At 40.7% G+C, this 15,925-nt stretch carries 14 protein-coding genes and 1 pseudogene; 7 read left to right on the top strand and 8 right to left on the bottom strand.

All coding sequences use genetic code 11. From position 1 onward, the window contains the following. Window positions 1-76 precede the first annotated feature (76 nt). Both B9T36_RS05690 and B9T36_RS05685 read right to left on the bottom strand, forming a co-directional pair. Window positions 77-994, bottom strand: a complete 918-nt coding sequence (locus B9T36_RS05690; RefSeq protein WP_086208557.1) for a patatin-like phospholipase family protein — start codon at window positions 992-994, stop codon at window positions 77-79. Between the two features lie 65 nt (window positions 995-1,059). Next, window positions 1,060-1,689, bottom strand: a complete 630-nt coding sequence (locus B9T36_RS05685; protein ID WP_086208556.1) for a 1-acyl-sn-glycerol-3-phosphate acyltransferase — start codon at window positions 1,687-1,689, stop codon at window positions 1,060-1,062. Window positions 1,690-1,825: 136 nt separating this feature from the next. Here B9T36_RS05685 and B9T36_RS05680 point away from each other — a divergent pair, with 136 nt between their 5' ends. From B9T36_RS05680 to B9T36_RS05660, 5 genes are all read left to right on the top strand, one after another. Then, a complete protein-coding gene (locus tag B9T36_RS05680) occupies window positions 1,826-3,082 on the top strand; it encodes an MFS transporter (protein WP_086208555.1) in 1,257 nt (418 codons plus the stop codon). A gap of 141 nt (window positions 3,083-3,223) precedes the next feature. After that, window positions 3,224-4,348 carry a porin gene (locus B9T36_RS05675; RefSeq protein ID WP_086208554.1) on the top strand — a complete coding sequence of 375 codons (1,125 nt, stop codon included), beginning with the start codon at window positions 3,224-3,226 and terminating at the stop codon, window positions 4,346-4,348. 407 nt (window positions 4,349-4,755) lie between these two features. Beyond that, window positions 4,756-6,414 carry a phosphoethanolamine transferase gene (locus B9T36_RS05670; RefSeq protein ID WP_086208553.1) on the top strand — a complete coding sequence of 553 codons (1,659 nt, stop codon included), beginning with the start codon at window positions 4,756-4,758 and terminating at the stop codon, window positions 6,412-6,414. A gap of 3 nt (window positions 6,415-6,417) precedes the next feature. After that, window positions 6,418-7,098 (top strand): response regulator transcription factor, encoded by a 681-nt coding sequence (locus B9T36_RS05665; RefSeq protein ID WP_086208552.1) that lies wholly within the window; start codon window positions 6,418-6,420, stop codon window positions 7,096-7,098. Continuing rightward, window positions 7,099-8,415, top strand: a complete 1,317-nt coding sequence (locus tag B9T36_RS05660; protein ID WP_086208551.1) for an ATP-binding protein — start codon at window positions 7,099-7,101, stop codon at window positions 8,413-8,415. Here the strand turns inward: B9T36_RS05660 and B9T36_RS05655 are convergent. After that, a complete protein-coding gene (locus B9T36_RS05655) occupies window positions 8,410-9,099 on the bottom strand; it encodes a phosphatase PAP2 family protein (RefSeq protein ID WP_086208550.1) in 690 nt (229 codons plus the stop codon). The genes B9T36_RS05660 and B9T36_RS05655 overlap by 6 nt on opposite strands. Window positions 9,100-9,279: 180 nt before the next feature. Between B9T36_RS05655 and B9T36_RS05650 the strand changes: the two genes are divergently transcribed. Beyond that, on the top strand, window positions 9,280-9,981 hold the full coding sequence (locus B9T36_RS05650; RefSeq protein WP_086208549.1) for an HAD family hydrolase: 702 nt from the start codon (window positions 9,280-9,282) through the stop codon (window positions 9,979-9,981). 53 nt (window positions 9,982-10,034) lie between these two features. Here the strand turns inward: B9T36_RS05650 and B9T36_RS05645 are convergent, their stop codons facing one another. Next, window positions 10,035-11,222 (bottom strand): ammonium transporter, encoded by a 1,188-nt coding sequence (locus tag B9T36_RS05645; RefSeq protein WP_086208548.1) that lies wholly within the window; start codon window positions 11,220-11,222, stop codon window positions 10,035-10,037. Window positions 11,223-11,922: 700 nt separating this feature from the next. Between B9T36_RS05645 and B9T36_RS05635 the strand changes: the two are divergent. Then, a pseudogene (locus B9T36_RS05635) lies at window positions 11,923-12,634 on the top strand (carbonic anhydrase). A 67-nt stretch (window positions 12,635-12,701) separates the two neighbouring features. Here B9T36_RS05635 and B9T36_RS05630 read toward each other — a convergent pair. The 4 genes from B9T36_RS05630 to B9T36_RS05615 form a co-directional block, all read right to left on the bottom strand. Beyond that, complete coding sequence (locus B9T36_RS05630; protein WP_171264431.1) at window positions 12,702-13,427, bottom strand: amino acid ABC transporter ATP-binding protein; 726 nt, start codon at window positions 13,425-13,427, stop codon at window positions 12,702-12,704. Window positions 13,428-13,441: 14 nt separating this feature from the next. After that, on the bottom strand, window positions 13,442-14,125 hold the full coding sequence (locus B9T36_RS05625) for an ABC transporter permease subunit (RefSeq protein WP_086208545.1): 684 nt from the start codon (window positions 14,123-14,125) through the stop codon (window positions 13,442-13,444). Beyond that, on the bottom strand, window positions 14,125-14,868 hold the full coding sequence (locus B9T36_RS05620) for an amino acid ABC transporter permease (protein ID WP_086208544.1): 744 nt from the start codon (window positions 14,866-14,868) through the stop codon (window positions 14,125-14,127). Before B9T36_RS05620 ends, B9T36_RS05625 begins: the two co-directional genes overlap by 1 nt. Before the next feature lie 68 nt (window positions 14,869-14,936). After that, complete coding sequence (locus B9T36_RS05615) at window positions 14,937-15,881, bottom strand: transporter substrate-binding domain-containing protein (protein WP_086208543.1); 945 nt, start codon at window positions 15,879-15,881, stop codon at window positions 14,937-14,939. Window positions 15,882-15,925: the final 44 nt, after the last annotated feature.

Raw genomic sequence — 15,925 nt, 5'->3', positions numbered from 1 at the left:
ATAGGGATATAGATGCAGCAGCATCTATATCAATTTAGCAGATGAATAAGTCTTTGAATATTAAAAATCAAACTTTTTAGAATTTGGCTTTAGGTGCTGGTTTAAAGGCTGCTGGTGACTTTTTAAAGTCGCCTATGGCTTTTTCAATTGACTTAATTTTGAGTTGTGCTGCCTTTTCACCTTCTAAAATAGATTGATTGCTCGCTGTTAAGTCTAAAGTACCTAGGTGGCCAACTTTGGGTTGAATCACTACAGTTGCTTGGCTTAGCTCTTCATTGATGCTTTGCTGCCCCATGATGTTAATGGTTTGATCGAGCAAACCCCACATATTCAGTGGCTTGTTTCCAACGGGACGGGCTGAAATATCAACCGCAATTACAATATCCGCGCCCATATCTTTGGCAGTTTTCACTGGAATTGGGCTAACAAGGCCACCATCGACATATTTGGTTCCACCAATCACCGCAGGGACAAAAACGTTCGGAATACTACAGGATGCTCGAACAGCTTGACCCGCATTGCCTTTAATAAAGTCGGCTTTTCGTCCTGTATCCAGACGGGTAGCGACTGCAGCGAAGCGGATGGGGAACTGTTGAATCGGTTTATTTCCGACATGTTTGTTGACATAGTCTTGCAGTTTTTGTCCTTGCACAAAACCTTGTGAATTGAGGGTTAAGTCTCGAATGTCCGATTCTTTTAAAGTCAGCGCAATTTGTTGAAGTTGATAAGGTGTTTTACCACTGGCATAGATACTACCCACAAAACTGCCAGCACTGGTTCCCGTGACAATTTTGGGTTTGATGCCATGTGACTCCAAAACTTTCAGTACACCAATATGTGCAAAGCCTTTGGCGCCGCCACCGCCGAGGGCAATGGCAATCACAGGTTCACGGGCTTGAACGGGAGTAGTTGTTGGTGTTTTCTTTGATGCAAGATCACATCCTGCCATAGTCAGTGTGAGTGCACCAATCAGAGATAAACGAGCAAAATTCATGGTCAAAAGTACTAAAACGCAAAACAAATAATGCTGCACATCTCAGCAGATTCGACCTTGATTTACTAGCTATTTTTTAAGCGTTTTTGTAAAGGCTTAGCTAACCATTTTGGGTTCTTGGCTGAAAATTTACCAACATAAAAATCTAAAATTTTCTCAAGGTCTTGCTCAAAATGCCCAGTAGGATGAAACACGCCCAAGCAGTGAATGGTCTTTTGTGTATAGTCAAAAGAGAACATCACAATCGGAACTTGTGCACCGTGAGCAATACGATAAAAACCGCTACGAATAGATTCGGCGTGTTTACGGGTGCCTTCAGGCGCCATACCGACCCAAATTTTTTCTTTGCTGTTGATAATCGCGATAATGTCTTGGGTTAAGCCTTGGGCATGGGAGCGATTCACAGGAATCACCCCAATCCATTTAAGCAATGGTTTCAACGGGGTATGAAACAAACTATTCTTACCAAAAATGGTAATTTGAATGCCTAAACCTAGCAAGGCGGTGAAACCGTGCCATGCGTCGATATTGGAGGTGTGTGGTGAAATAATCGCGACGGCTTTGGGGAGATTTGGAAACTCACCGATGAAGCGCCAACCTTGCACTAAAAAAATCTGCTTAAACATAGTGCGAGTGAATGCAGACGAATTACGATGAGGCACTTGATCTGGTAGTTCTGGAAAAGATGGACTCATTATTATTTTACTCAAACGATCAAGATGAATATGATTTCAATAATAGGCATTGATCGGTTTGAATTCATTGGCAAAATAGTGAATGCCTACCGAGCCAAAATGAACACTTTGCCCAATTGATGAATTTAGGACGACCATGTTACAGACCCGAAATGTATATATTTTGCTATTTTCTCTGTATTGGGCACAAGGTTTACCTGTGGGGTTTATGACCCATGCTTTGCCCGTGATTTTGAGAGCACAGGGGGTTTCACTGGCACAGATTGGAGGTTTTGGACTGCTGATGTTACCGTGGTCGATTAAAGTGTTTTGGGCGCCTTTGTTAGATCGTTTTGGGATCACCCATTTTGGTCACTATCGTAGTTGGATTATTCCATTACAACTCTTGACTGTACTGGTGTTGATTGGGCTGTCTTTTCTCCCGATTGATGGATTAAATCAACCTATTTATTTATGGGCTTTTTTTGTGGGCCTACTCAGTATGAATTTGCTCGGGGCAACGCAAGATATTGCAACTGATGGGTTGGCGGTCAATATTTTAAAAGGGGAGCAACAGCACTGGGGTAATACCTTTCAGGTGATTGGATCGCGTCTTGGTTTTATTGTCGGTGGCGGGGCAATCTTGTGGGCACTGGATTGGCTGAGTTGGCAATCTACTTTTTTGATTTTGGCGGCAATTGTTTTTATAAATACAGTGCCGATTTTAGTTTACTCAGAGCCACAGCATAGAAAGGTTTCAGAAACGCAAACCGTATCTTTTAATTTTCAACAGATCAAAAACTATTTAGCTTATTTTATCCAGAGTCCTGTACTCGCAGCATGGTTAGCAGTGCTTTTGAGCTTTAAAATAGCGGATGGTTTAGCAGGGCCACTATTGAAGCCTTTAATGGTTGATTTAGGCTTAAGTTTTTCCCAGATTGGTCTATATGTGACCATGCTGGGGGCCTGTACCGCTTTAATGGGTGCTGGACTTGCGGGCTATAGTTTGAAATTTATTCGGCGTTCCACTGCTTTAGTAGCGTACTCGCTGCTTAAAATCTTCAGTTTGGTAGCTTATGCATGGTTGGCTTTTCAGTATGAAATTAAGTATGGCATTCAGCCGTGGTTAATTTATCTGATTAATGCTTTTGAAGATATGACTTCATCTATGTTGTTGGTGGTCATGCTCACCCTAGTGATGCAATATAGTCGTAAACAGATGGCAGGCACCGATTTTACCTTTCAAGTGGCATTGATGGCCACCGTCAGTGGTGGATTATATAGTGTCAGCGGGATATTGGGCGACTGGCTCGGCTATTTCCATTATCTATGTATTATTGTGGTCATTGCGATGTTGAGTTTGTGGTTTATTTTTAAATGGCGTGCCATTGCAACGCATTCAGATTTTTCATAATGTTTTCATAAATAAATCACAAAAAATGCTAAATAGTGATGTAAATTATTAAAAAATATAACTAAATATTTTTTTAATTGTTCTGTCATATATGTCTGAACGGTAATATTTGTAACAAATTTACCGTAGGATATTTTGATAATGAAAACACAAATTGCAGTCGCAATCGCTTTAAGCCTAGTGGCAGGGGTAACATTCGCAGCACCTACTTTTTATGGTGAAATTGATGTCACGGCCGATTATTTACCTGAAGATAATGCCTCTCCAAATAAAGACCGTGATGTCGTTGAATTGAACTCTAATAACTCCTTTTTAGGCTTAAAAGGCGAAGAAAAACTCACAGATCGTTTAAATGCACTATATCAAGCAGAATTTACCTTCTATGTGGACAATGGGGGGAGCACAGATACTTTTGTTCCACGTAATTTACTTGTTGGCTTACAAGACCAAAAATTAGGGACATTGAAAGTCGGCAAAATTGATACTCCCGTTAAACAACTGTCTTCAGTGGTAGATACCTTTAATAACTATGTGGCCAACAAAGCTGATGTGGCAGGGATTTTCACTGGTGAAAACCGTATAGATAATGTTGTGGTCTATGAAACGCCAGCTTGGGGTCTTGGCACAGGAAAACTGAAAGCTACTGCACTGTTAGCCACTGGTGAAGCAGGGGGTATTGAAAAATCCAAAGGCGGAGCAAAAGTTGCAGGACGTGGTCTGGGCGATGCATGGTCAGCGTCAGTGGTTTATGACAGTAAAAAGTTTGTTGCCGGGATTGGTTATGATAAGGCCATTCCATCAACCTTTGCAGGACGTGGTATTTTGAATGCATCAGCGCCTGAGGTGACAGGCGGGGTGGCAGGCAGTGCTTTTGCAGCAGCAGATACCTTACGTGCCATTGGTCGAGTCAATCTCAATAATGGTTTGGCGTTGAAAGCTTTATATCAAACTTCTGAAGTGGCGGATGTACAAGGCAATGATGCTGCCGCAGCTACGATAGACGACGCACAAGGTTGGCTAATTGGTGCTGAATATAACTTGCCGAATGCCAAAGCTTGGACAGTGAAAGCACAATACAGTCAAAACTCAACCAGCTTCAAAACGGCTAAAGACGACTTTGATGCGCAGCAGTTTATTGCAGGTGCTGATTATGCCTTTACCAAGCAAGTCAAAGCTTATGGTTATGCAGGAATTTTGACACTTGAACAAGCATCTTTTGAAACCAAGCAACCTGTAGTCGGCACTGGGATCGAATACAAATTTTAAGCTGTAGAACAGGCTCAGGCATACACAGACTAAAGCCGATCTAATTAAGGCGTTTTATGAAACGCCTTAATTTTTGCCCAAAAAGATGAAATCTTAATATCTGACATTCAGCACAGAGCTTGTTTATTCTCTCGTTTAGCCGAAAACAAAAACATCTAGTGGCTCAATATACACCACCATAAAATCCTTCGACTTGCTCTGCACATAAAAGCCATACTTCTATTCATGTTCTGGTTGTGCAAGGGTATTCCACATATCAAATCATACGTTGGGTCTTAAAAATCTCATCCGATAGTTTAGTTTACTGTTATGAATTGACACAAAGCGACAGCGCTCTTTTCTATTTAAGCGAGTTTTAAGTTTAGAAAACTACATTGGGACATCCGATCACAAAGACATAATTTAAGATGTTCAATTTGCAGTCTGTCTTCAAAGAAATATCACTTTTACGCTTTAATGCGTATTTGGCTGTGTGGTTAGCTGTGGCATTAAACTTTATGTTTTATAAGCAAATTCAGTTACTCACACCATACCAAGGCTTGAAAGCTTATGCATTCATTGCTGCGACCGTATTGGTGATATTGGCATTATATAATCTGGTGTTTCAAATTATACAGTGGCGCCCAATCGCTAAATCTGTTGCCGCTATTTTAATCTTGATTGGTGGCATGAGTGCCTATTTTGTCAATAGTTTAGGAGTTGCAATCACGCCTGATCAAATTCAAAACATGATGCAAACCGATGGTAATGAAGTACGTGATTTATTGTCTTGGCATCTTTTATTCTGGATTGGGACGATGGTGATCTTGCCATTGGTCGTTCTCTTTAAGGTAAAGATTCGTCGTGATCCGCTTAAGGCCGTTTTGTTACATAAGCTATTGGGTAGTGCCATTTCCGTGGCAGTGATTGCCAGCCTGCTGTTTGTTTTCTTTGTGGATTATGCTTCTATTTTCCGTGAGCATCGCGATCTTAAAGGGATGATTTCACCGCAAAATGCGATTAGCTCAACACTGTCGTATTATAAAAAGAATAGACCGCAGCAGCATTTACCACTCGTGAAGTATGGTGAAGATGCGCATTTAGTGGAACAAGTTGGACAGAAAAAATTGCCGAAGCTCATGGTTTTGGTTGTCGGTGAAACTGCGCGTGCAGAAAGCTTTTCTTTAAATGGGTATGCAAAAAAAACCAATCCTGAACTTGAAAAACTCAACGTTATTAACTTTAGCCAAGTAAGTTCATGTGGTACAGCAACGGCTGTGTCAGTACCTTGTATGTTTTCTGGGATGACACGTGAAAATTATGATGCACAACTGGCTAAACATCGTGAAGGCTTATTAGATTTAGCACAACGTGCAGGCTATAAAGTGACGTGGATTGATAATAATTCAGGTTGCAAAGGCGTGTGTGATCGCGTGGAGCAGTTTAAGATTCCTGAGCCTATACAGAAAAAGTGGTGTTCGGCAGATGGTGAGTGTGCGGATGGAATTTTGGTGGATAGCTTCAAAGCTTATATTGCCAGTATCGCGAGTGATGATAAAACCCCACGTTTAATTGTATTGCATCAAATGGGTAGCCATGGGCCTGCTTATTACAAACGTTCACAAGTGGGTTTTCAACCATTTAAACCAATGTGTGAGACCAATGCTATTCAAGGCTGTAGCTCGGAACAACTAAAAAATAGTTATGATAATTCAATTGTTTATACAGATCATATATTAAGCCAGCTGATTGGCGTATTAAAGCAAAATCAAAACTTTGAGACGGGTTTTTGGTATTTATCCGATCATGGTGAGTCGACTGGTGAGCACGGCCTGTATTTACATGGTTCACCTTATGCTATCGCACCGAGCCAACAGACTCATGTGCCGATGCTGATGTGGTTTTCTGAAACATGGAAAAAGCAAAATCCACAACAAATGACTTGCTTAGCTCAGCAAAAAAGCCAAGAATTGAGTCAAGATCATTTATTCCCAAGTTTACTCAGTTTACTTGAGGTGAAAAGTGAAGTGATTGATTCGAAAAATAATATGCTAGAACAGTGTACCTCGACCAAGGCGAGAGCTTAATTCATGTCAAAAATATTGATTATTGAAGATGATTTTATGATTGCTGAGTCCACGCAAACCCTTTTGCGCTATCAGCAGTTTGATGTGGTGTGGGTAAATAATGGTTTTGATGGTTTAAAACAGTTACAACAACATGCATTTGATGTGGTATTACTCGACTTGGGTCTTCCGATGATGGATGGTATGCAAGTCTTAAAAAATATTCGACTACTGTATCCGACTTTACCCGTATTGATTATTTCTGCACGAGATCAGTTACAAAACCGTGTTGATGGTTTAAACCAAGGTGCTGATGATTATTTAATTAAACCTTATGAATTTGATGAGTTACTTGCCCGTATACAAGCTCTGTTACGTCGTAGCGGGGCTTTGAAACAGCAAAATCAGCGACAAACGCTGAGTTTTTCAGGGCTAGAGCTTGATGAGGATTTACACTTAGCTAAATACAAAGGGCAAATGATTGATTTATCGAATCGTGAATGGGCGATACTTATTCCTTTGGTCAGTCATCCCAATAAAATTTTTTCCAAAGCAAATTTGGAAGAAAAATTATACGATTTGGACTCGGAAATTAACAGCAATACCATTGAAGTTTATATTCACCATTTACGCGCTAAATTGGGCAAAGATTTTATTCGAACGATTCGTGGTTTGGGCTATCGTTTGGGGCAGGTTGAATCATAAGTGGCAAAAGCAACCTCAATTTCCTTAAAGCGACAACTGGTCACTTACACCTCTTTATTCAGTATTGTAATGGGTTGCTTATTGGTGATTGCAGCTTATCGGATTGCCCTTGAAGAGACCAATGAAATACTTGATGCACAAATGAGAAATTTGGCTGAACGTGTGGCAGAACATGACCCCGCTCCGATCAAAAGTGAATTTGAAGTAAGTCGACACTATCATGAAGAGGATTTATTTGTAGATGTCTGGTCGTATGAATTTCCAGAACAGCGTGAACATAAGTTTGACCTCCTAATACAACCTGTAAAAAAAGCAGGTTTTTATACTCACCATACCGCACAAGGTTTGTGGAACACCTATGTTCTACCTACAGAAAAATATCAGATTCAGGTCAGTCAACAACGGAGCGTGCGACAAAAACTGGCTTTAGAACTTGCAGCGAATATGTTGATTCCTTATTTATTGTTTATGCCTTTGGCGCTATGGGGGTTAAATTGGATTATTGGACGTAGTTTAAAGCCTTTAGATGAGTTTAAAGCTGAACTCGCACAGCGTGAACCACATGAGCTTACGGCAATTCGTCCAGCTGGTTATCCTGTTGAAATTTTACCGACTATCAACGAAATGAACCGTTTGTTTGAACGGATTTCATTGTTCCAGCAAGAACAGAAACAGTTTATTGCCGATGCTGCACATGAACTGAGAACACCGATTACAGCACTCAATTTGCAAATGAAAATTTTATTGCATGAATTTCCAGAACATCAGGCTTTAAAAAATCTGAGTTTAGGTTTAATTCGGATTCAGCATTTGGTTTCTCAATTACTTAATTTGGCCAAACAGGATGCATCTGTCCCTACTTTAGAGTCAGTACAGCAGGTGTGCTTAAGTGATTTGGTTGGAGATTGTATGGAGCAATTGATGGAGTTGGCACTTGCCAAGAATATTGATTTAGGTTTAGAGCAACAAGAACAAATTTGGCTTAAGAGTCAAAGTTCAGCTGTGCATTCGATTGTTTATAATTTGCTTGATAATGCCATTAAATATACCCCAGAGCAGGGAGTGATTAATGTTTCCATTTATAAGCAAGATCAGCGAGCAATTCTCCAAATTGAAGACAGTGGACCAGGAATTGCCCCCGAGCTTTATGATCAGATTTTAAAACGGTTCTATCGCGTTCATCATCATTTAGAGGTCGGCAGTGGATTAGGGTTGTCCATTGTCGATAAAGCCGCAGAGAAAGTCGGGGCAAAATTGAATTTTGGGCAAAGTGAAGCTCTGGGCGGCTTACAAGTTCAGGTGATGTTTAATTTATAGTTTAGGGCTTATTTGAGTCCCAAGAAAACGTTTATAAAACAATGCATAAGCCAATACGTTAATTAACCAGATAACCCATGCTGTCCAAAGATTATGACTGAGGAAATGTGCGCCACGCATCATTTGTGCCCAGCCCATTACAAAACCTAAAATCAGGGCAGCAAACAAATAAAACCATGCACGTTTTGGCTCAGTGAGTCGATAGACAAAATATCCCACAAATAGAGCAAATCCTGTGGCAGCATGTCCACCAGGAAAACAATGACCTGCTGTTGCTGAAAAGTCCCAAAAGAAATCATGTGCGGTAGCGAGTGTCATATCCCATGGGCATGCATGACCAGATTGTGATTTTAATATGCCAATGCAACTGGTGCTGATAAGGACTAAGCCAATGAAATAACCACTTTGCCAGCGCTGTGGTTTTAGGGCAGTCCACTTATACGATGCAACCCATTTCAGTAAGTAAATCAAGTAAACTGCAATGAGTATGTCTTTGACATAGCGATGATTGAGTTCGGCTAAGGCCCAATCTCGTTTTAATGGGAAATGACCTGTCCGATCCATATAGGGTTGAATCAGGTGTAAATCTAATGTTCCTGCCACTGGAAAGAGGAGCCATAAAATGGAAAAACCAAGTGTCAAAATAAAAAACTGAAGTAGAAAAAAACGTTGCTGATCTGACACAAGATACGCCGTAAAATAAAAATAAGTTGCTATTCCAACAGTGTTAGCTTAAAGCAGGCTTAACGGTTTTGGTCTTTCATCGCTTTTAGCAAAATCAGTGATTTACTTATTCATTTAAGGCTAAAGTGGTGAAGCAATTCGATGTTAGGTTGAGTCTAAACAATATTGGGAAAAGACAGCGTGATACGTGCAGTTTTATTTGATCTAGATAATACCTTAACCCACCGTGGACGCAGTGTTGCTGCGTTTAGCCAACAGCTTGCGGATTATTATCACGTACAATTACAAAGTGTAAATGTTGTACAGATAGCGACTATCGTCAATCGTATAGACAATGGGGGCTATCCCTTAAAAGAACATTTAACCCACACAAGTATTGGTGCTTCAGTGGCTTATGCTTTGCTACAGGAGCTTAGTTGGAATTCAGCTCCTGATTTGAATGACTTAAGTAATTTTTGGTTTGAACAATTTGGTCGCTGTGCTGTGGCAATGCCCGATGCTGAACAAACGTTGACCCATTTAAAGCAAGCGGGATATAAACTTGCGATTATTTCAAATGGTGGTCATGCAACACGCTTGTCTATATTAAATGGCTTGGGCTTTGCGCATTATTTTGATGTGATCAATACTTCTGGGCTATTTGGACAAGCTAAACCAAAGCCAGATATTTTTATTGATACGGCACAACAATTACATGTTGAAGTTGAGCAGTGCTTATTTGTTGGGGATCATCCGATTAATGATGTACACGGTGCACAGCAGGCAGGAATGCAAGCCCTGTGGTTATCAGGCTTTCATCAACCATTGGTAACAATAAATGCCCCACAGATTACGGCATTGTCTGAGATTTTTAAGCATTTAACAGCAATGACTGACGTTTAAATCAGAGAATAAAAAAGCGACCCATAAGGGTCGCGTTGAAATTGAACATGATTTTAGAACATGCTGTCATCAGAGTTGGCAGAAATTTTATGAATAGACAAGTCTGCTCCTCGGAATTCATCTTCTTGACTTAAACGAATCCCCATCGTGGCTTTTAAAGTGCCATAAACAACAAGTCCTCCAAGCATGGCTATGCCAATTGCCAACAATGTACCAATTAACTGCGACATCATAGCTACCCCACCTAAGCCACCAAGCCATTTTTGACCAAATACACCAACTGCAAGCCCACCGAATGCGCCACATACGCCGTGCAAAGGCCATACGCCGAGTACATCATCGACTTTGAGCTTGTTTTGCGTATAGGTGAAGAGTTTAACAAACATAAGTCCTGCAATAGCACCAATGATTAAAGCACCTATAGGGTGTACAACATCAGAACCTGCACAAATTGCAACAAGACCTGCCAAAGGACCATTATGTAAGAAACCTGGGTCATCTTTTCCAGCAAAGTTAGCTGCTAATGTTCCACCGACCATGGCCATGAGGGAGTTAATTGCTACGAGTCCTGAAATTGCATCTAAACGTTGTGCACTCATAACGTTAAAGCCGAACCAACCTACAATTAATATCCAAGAACCTAAGGCTAGGAAAGGAATAGAAGAGGGTGGATGAGCACTGACCCGACCATCCTTTTTATAACGTCCGTGACGTGCTCCAAGTAAAATAACTGCAGCAAGGGCAATCCACCCTCCCATAGCATGCACAACCACAGAACCTGCGAAATCATGGAAACTTGCACCGAAAGTGCTTTGCAACCATTGTTGTAAGCCAAAGTTGCCATTCCAAGCGATACCTTCAAAAAAAGGATAAACCAAAGCTACTAGTAAAACGGTTGCAATAGCTTGAGAACGCATCTTGGCACGTTCAGCAATGCCACCTGAGATGATTGCTGGAATTGCGGCTGCAAAAGTGAGCAGGAAGAAGCAGCGCATTAGGTTATAGCCATGATCCGCTGCTAAAGTATCCCCGATATGGAAAAAGTGATGTCCATAAGAAATGTAATAACCTACAAAAAAGTAGGCAATTGCAGAGAGTGAAAAGTCCGTTAAAATTTTACTTAAGGCATTCACTTGGTTTTTATGTCGAACTGTCCCTAGTTCTAAAAAAGCAAAACCTGCATGCATGGCGAGGACTAAAACTGCACCAAGAAGAAGAAAAAGTAAGTCAATATTTTGCATGTTTAGGTTCCATTTGAGTGCAAAATTTTGCAAAAAGAAGCTCAGTATACTGATGCTTGTCATTTCGTGAAGAGCTAAGCAAAAAGGAAATATTGATTAAGTTTTGCTTAAAAATAATAAGACCCGATATAAAGCATTAATATGCACCATGATGGTGTTAACGCATCTTACTGGTGCGTTTATGAAAATATGATTTAATTATAAATATCTGAAAATATTACATTTATTTATTTTAAATATGTGGTTGTATATTTACTGCAAAATTTGGATGCATTTGAGCTGAAAGCAAAAAAATAGTCTGGGAAAAATGTATGGGGTTCAATTTGAACTGAATTTGTTCTATTTTGGAACGCAAATAACAAAAAGTCTGCATTTTGATTGTGCGTGGCTAAAATCAAGCCAAAAGTTTTAGGAATTACATCGAGATTCATTTCTTATTTATAACGATGGAAAATTCACATAACTAAATGTTATTAATTGTAATTTTTGTCATATATGATCATTTCAATTTTAGGGTCGAGATTAAAAAAATAAATAAAAAGCTTAATCGAAAGAGGTATTTTTGTTTTGTCTAAATCCTTACAGCACTGAAACAAAACATGAAAAAATCTGTTTGAAATGTCATTTTTAGTTTTGCTGGAGCCTAGTCAATTCATGGGGGATATTGGATCATTTGAGATCTATTTTTTGATAAAGGAATATGAAGTATAAAATAATAGCAGCATTGTTTGGGTTTCCCTGTGTGGTGGGTTGGTCAGCCAGTGAGTTAACATCAGATTGGGGCTATCAAGCAGAAAAAGCACTGGAGTCAGTTGAATCCCCAATATCAAGCATGTGCGGGATATAATCAATCACCTATTAATATAGAACGTGTGATTTCAGCAGAACTCGCAGCACTTCATTTTAACTATAAAACTTCTGCCAGCGATATTGTGCAACTTCCCCATACGGTACAAATCAATTTTCATCAAGGTAGTTATTTAAGTTTAGAGGGTGAACGATTTCAATTATTGCAAATGCATCTACACAGCCCCTCAGAAAATATGATCAAAGGGAAAAGTTTTCCCATGGAATTACATTTAGTTCATGCTTCTGAAAAAGGTGAGTTGGCCGTGGTTGCAGTAATGTATGAAGCAGGCAAAAAGAATTTAACACTGGAACGGCTATGGCAACAAAGACAATCAAAGAAAGGGTTAAGTTTGAGAGCGAATGAATTTTTATCCGCGACACATGGCTACTATCGTTTTAATGGTTCACTTACGACACCACCGTGTACTGAGGGTGTACGTTGAGTGGTCTTAGAAGATATACAATAGGCATCAGCGCAGCAAATCGCAAACTTCGCTGCGCTGATAGGGTATCCGAATAACCGTCCTGTTCAAGCCACCAATGCACGTTTGGTTTTAGACTAGAATCTAAGTTTAAAAAAAGCAGATCGTTTGACCTGCTTTTTTTAAGGTGGGATAACACGTCTCTATGCTAGTGCAAGATCTTGTCTAAGAACTGTTGAGCACGATCCCCACGTTTAGTATTAAAGAATTCATCTTTACTACAGTCTTCGACAATTTTACCTTGATCCATAAACAGCACACGATTCGCCACTTGGCGGGCAAAACCCATTTCATGGGTGACACACATCATGGTCATGCCTTCATGTGCCAGTTCGACCATCACATCAAGAACTTCATTAATCATTTCAGGGTCAAGCGCAGATGTCGGCTCATCAAACAGCATGGCAATCGGGTCCATACTAAGTGCACGGGCGATAGCGACACGTTGTTGTTGTCCACCTGAAAGTTGTGCTGGAAATTTATGAGCATGTGCACTCAGCCCGACACGTTCTAAATAGCCTAAACCTTTCTTTTTCGCTTCAGTTTCAGAGCGGCCCAATACTTTAATTTGGGCAATGGTCAAATTTTCCGTAATGCTTAAGTGTGGAAACAGTTCAAAGTGCTGAAACACCATACCCACGCGACTACGTAATTTGGTTAAGTCTGTTTTTGGGTCGTTAATAGGAATACCGTCAACTGTGATCTGACCTTGTTGGAAGGCTTCCAGACCATTGACCGTTTTAATCAGGGTTGATTTGCCTGAGCCTGATGGGCCACAGACTACCACTACTTCACCTTGGCAAATTTGTGTTGTGCAATCGGTTAAAACTTGAAAATCGCCATACCATTTACTGACATTTTGGAGGTCAATCATTACTTTTTGGTCGCTCATACGCTTAACCTCCTTTGTAATCGTTTTACTGCATATGTGGCTAACATACTGATGGTGAAATACACCAAGCCTGCAAATAAAATATATTGCGTTAATAGAGACATCAAATCTCCACGCACGTAGTTGGTGCGGAAGAAGTCCAATAAGCCAATGGCGTACACCATGGTTGAGTCTTGGAACAAGATAATGGTTTGTTGTAACAGTAGCGGTGTCATTTTACGAAAGGCTTGTGGCAGGATAATTAAGCGCATAGATTGGCCATAGGTCATCCCTAGGGCATAAGCTGCGGCAGATTGCCCTCTAGGAATGGACTGAATCCCTGCACGGACAATTTCCGAGAAATAAGCCGCTTCAAACAACATGAACGCCACAATACTGGAGACCAGAGCGGTATCAATGGTCAGATAATTTCCCGTAACTGTGGTGTAGATGAACGGTACAGCAAAGTAGAACCACATCAATACCAATAGGAGTGGAATCGAGCGGAATAAATTGACATAACCTTGGGCAATTAAATTCAAGATGCGAATAGAAGACAAACGCATCAGTGCCAACAATGTGCCAATGAAAATACCGCCAATGGTGGCGATGATGACCACTTTTAAAGTGATGCTTAAACCATGCCATAGGGCAGGTGCAGATAACTGCAAATCATGGGTAAATGCGGTGAGCCATTCCATTATTTAGCTCCTGCAATTAAACCTGGGACACGTAAACGTTTTTCAAGCAGCGTCATTAAGGTAATTAAGCACACGTTGATAACGATGAAAATAAGCGTGACATAGGTATAGATTTCGATGGTGTTTTGCGTATATTCGCTGATGGTTTTCATCTGCGAAATAATCTCTGAGACCCCAACTAAAGAGGCCACAGATGTATTTTTAACACAGTTGGTCAGCTCTGAACTCAGTGGTGGCAAAATCGTACGGAAGGACTGCGGTAAAATGACATAGCGATATAGTTGTGCAGTACTAAAACCCATGGCATAACCTGCATTGACCTGTCCTGTAGGTAAGGCTTCAATGCCTGTGCGGACTTGCTCGCAGACCCGTGCTGCAGTAAATAGTCCAAGACCGATACTGGCTGAAATGAGCGCAGTTGTACCCGCACTTAAATCATTGATCCACCATGATTTGATTGGCCCTGGTAGGAAGTTTGGAACTACATAGAACCAAATAAACAATTGGATCAAGAGTGGTACATTACGGAAAATGGTGACATAAGCTGTGCCGATGGCACGAGCAGTTTTATTCGGAAGCGTTCGCATAATGCCGAGAATGCTTCCAAGCACCATGGCAATGCTCCAAGCCACAATAGCAATAACAAATAGCCAGCCTAAACCAATCAAAATCCAACTGAGATAGGTGCTATCTCCGACGCCTGTGGATTGCCAAAGGACGCCCCAGTTCCAGCTATAATTCATGACAATCCCCTAAAATAGGTCAGGCAAAGAAACTTTGCCTGAGTGAACATTAATTTCTCGTTTATCTATTACTGATCACGGTCATGTGGGTTTGCAATTAAGGCTTTAAGTTGGTCTGACATAGCAAAATTCAGGTTAATGTTTTTCGGTGGAATTGGCTGTTCAAACCATTTGTTGTACATCTTGTTAATTTCACCAGAACTATAGGTGGCTTTAATGGCATCATCTACGACTTGCTTAAAGCCTGTGTCGCCTTTACGCAACATACAGCCATAGACTTCTTGAATTGGTGCTGTACCGACAATGTGCCAATTGTTTGGATCTTTGGCTTTTGATTTTTCACCCGCAAGTAAAATATCATCCATCATAAACGCAGCAGCACGACCACTTTGCAGCATCAAGAAAGATTCAGCATGGTCTTTAGCAGAAATGACTTCACCAATCCCGAGTTCTTTTTCATGTTGGCGGATATAGCGCTCAGATGTTGTACCTGCTGTGGTCACAAGCTTCTTGCCTTTTAGGTCAGCAAAATCTTTGATTCCCGAATTTGTCGCAGTGAGTAAGCGCGAGCCCACTTCAAAGAAACCTACCGAAAAGTCTACTTGTTGCTGACGTTCTTTGTTGTTTGTGGTTGAGCCACACTCAAGGTCAACAGTACCATTTGAAACCAAAGGAATACGGTTTTGGCTAGTGACTAAGTTATAGCGAACTTTTAAATCAGGCATATTCAGCTTTTGTTTAACAGCTTCAACCACTTTGAGCTGTAAATCATGTGCATAGCCGACTGGTTGGTTTGGGTTGTCTGCGATATAGGAGAATGGAATGGAAGAATCACGGTAACCTAAAACAATGGTTCCTGATTTTTTAATCTTATCTAAAGTGCCTGACTGTGAAGCATCAGCACCAGTGCTAGCGGCATCTGTTGCAGGGGCTTTGTTATCGCTACATGCACTGAGGCTCAGCGCAAGTGCACTTGCACAAAATAGGGCAGAAAGATTACGTTGCATGGTCATGTACAAACTCCTTTTGTTTGCAGCATCAATTGCATTGTTTTTAT

The organism is Acinetobacter sp. ANC 4204 (assembly GCF_002135205.1).
Lineage (GTDB): Bacteria > Pseudomonadota > Gammaproteobacteria > Pseudomonadales > Moraxellaceae > Acinetobacter.
Note: the sequence above shows the minus strand (reverse complement) of the source record. Positions and strands in the feature narration are given on the sequence as shown.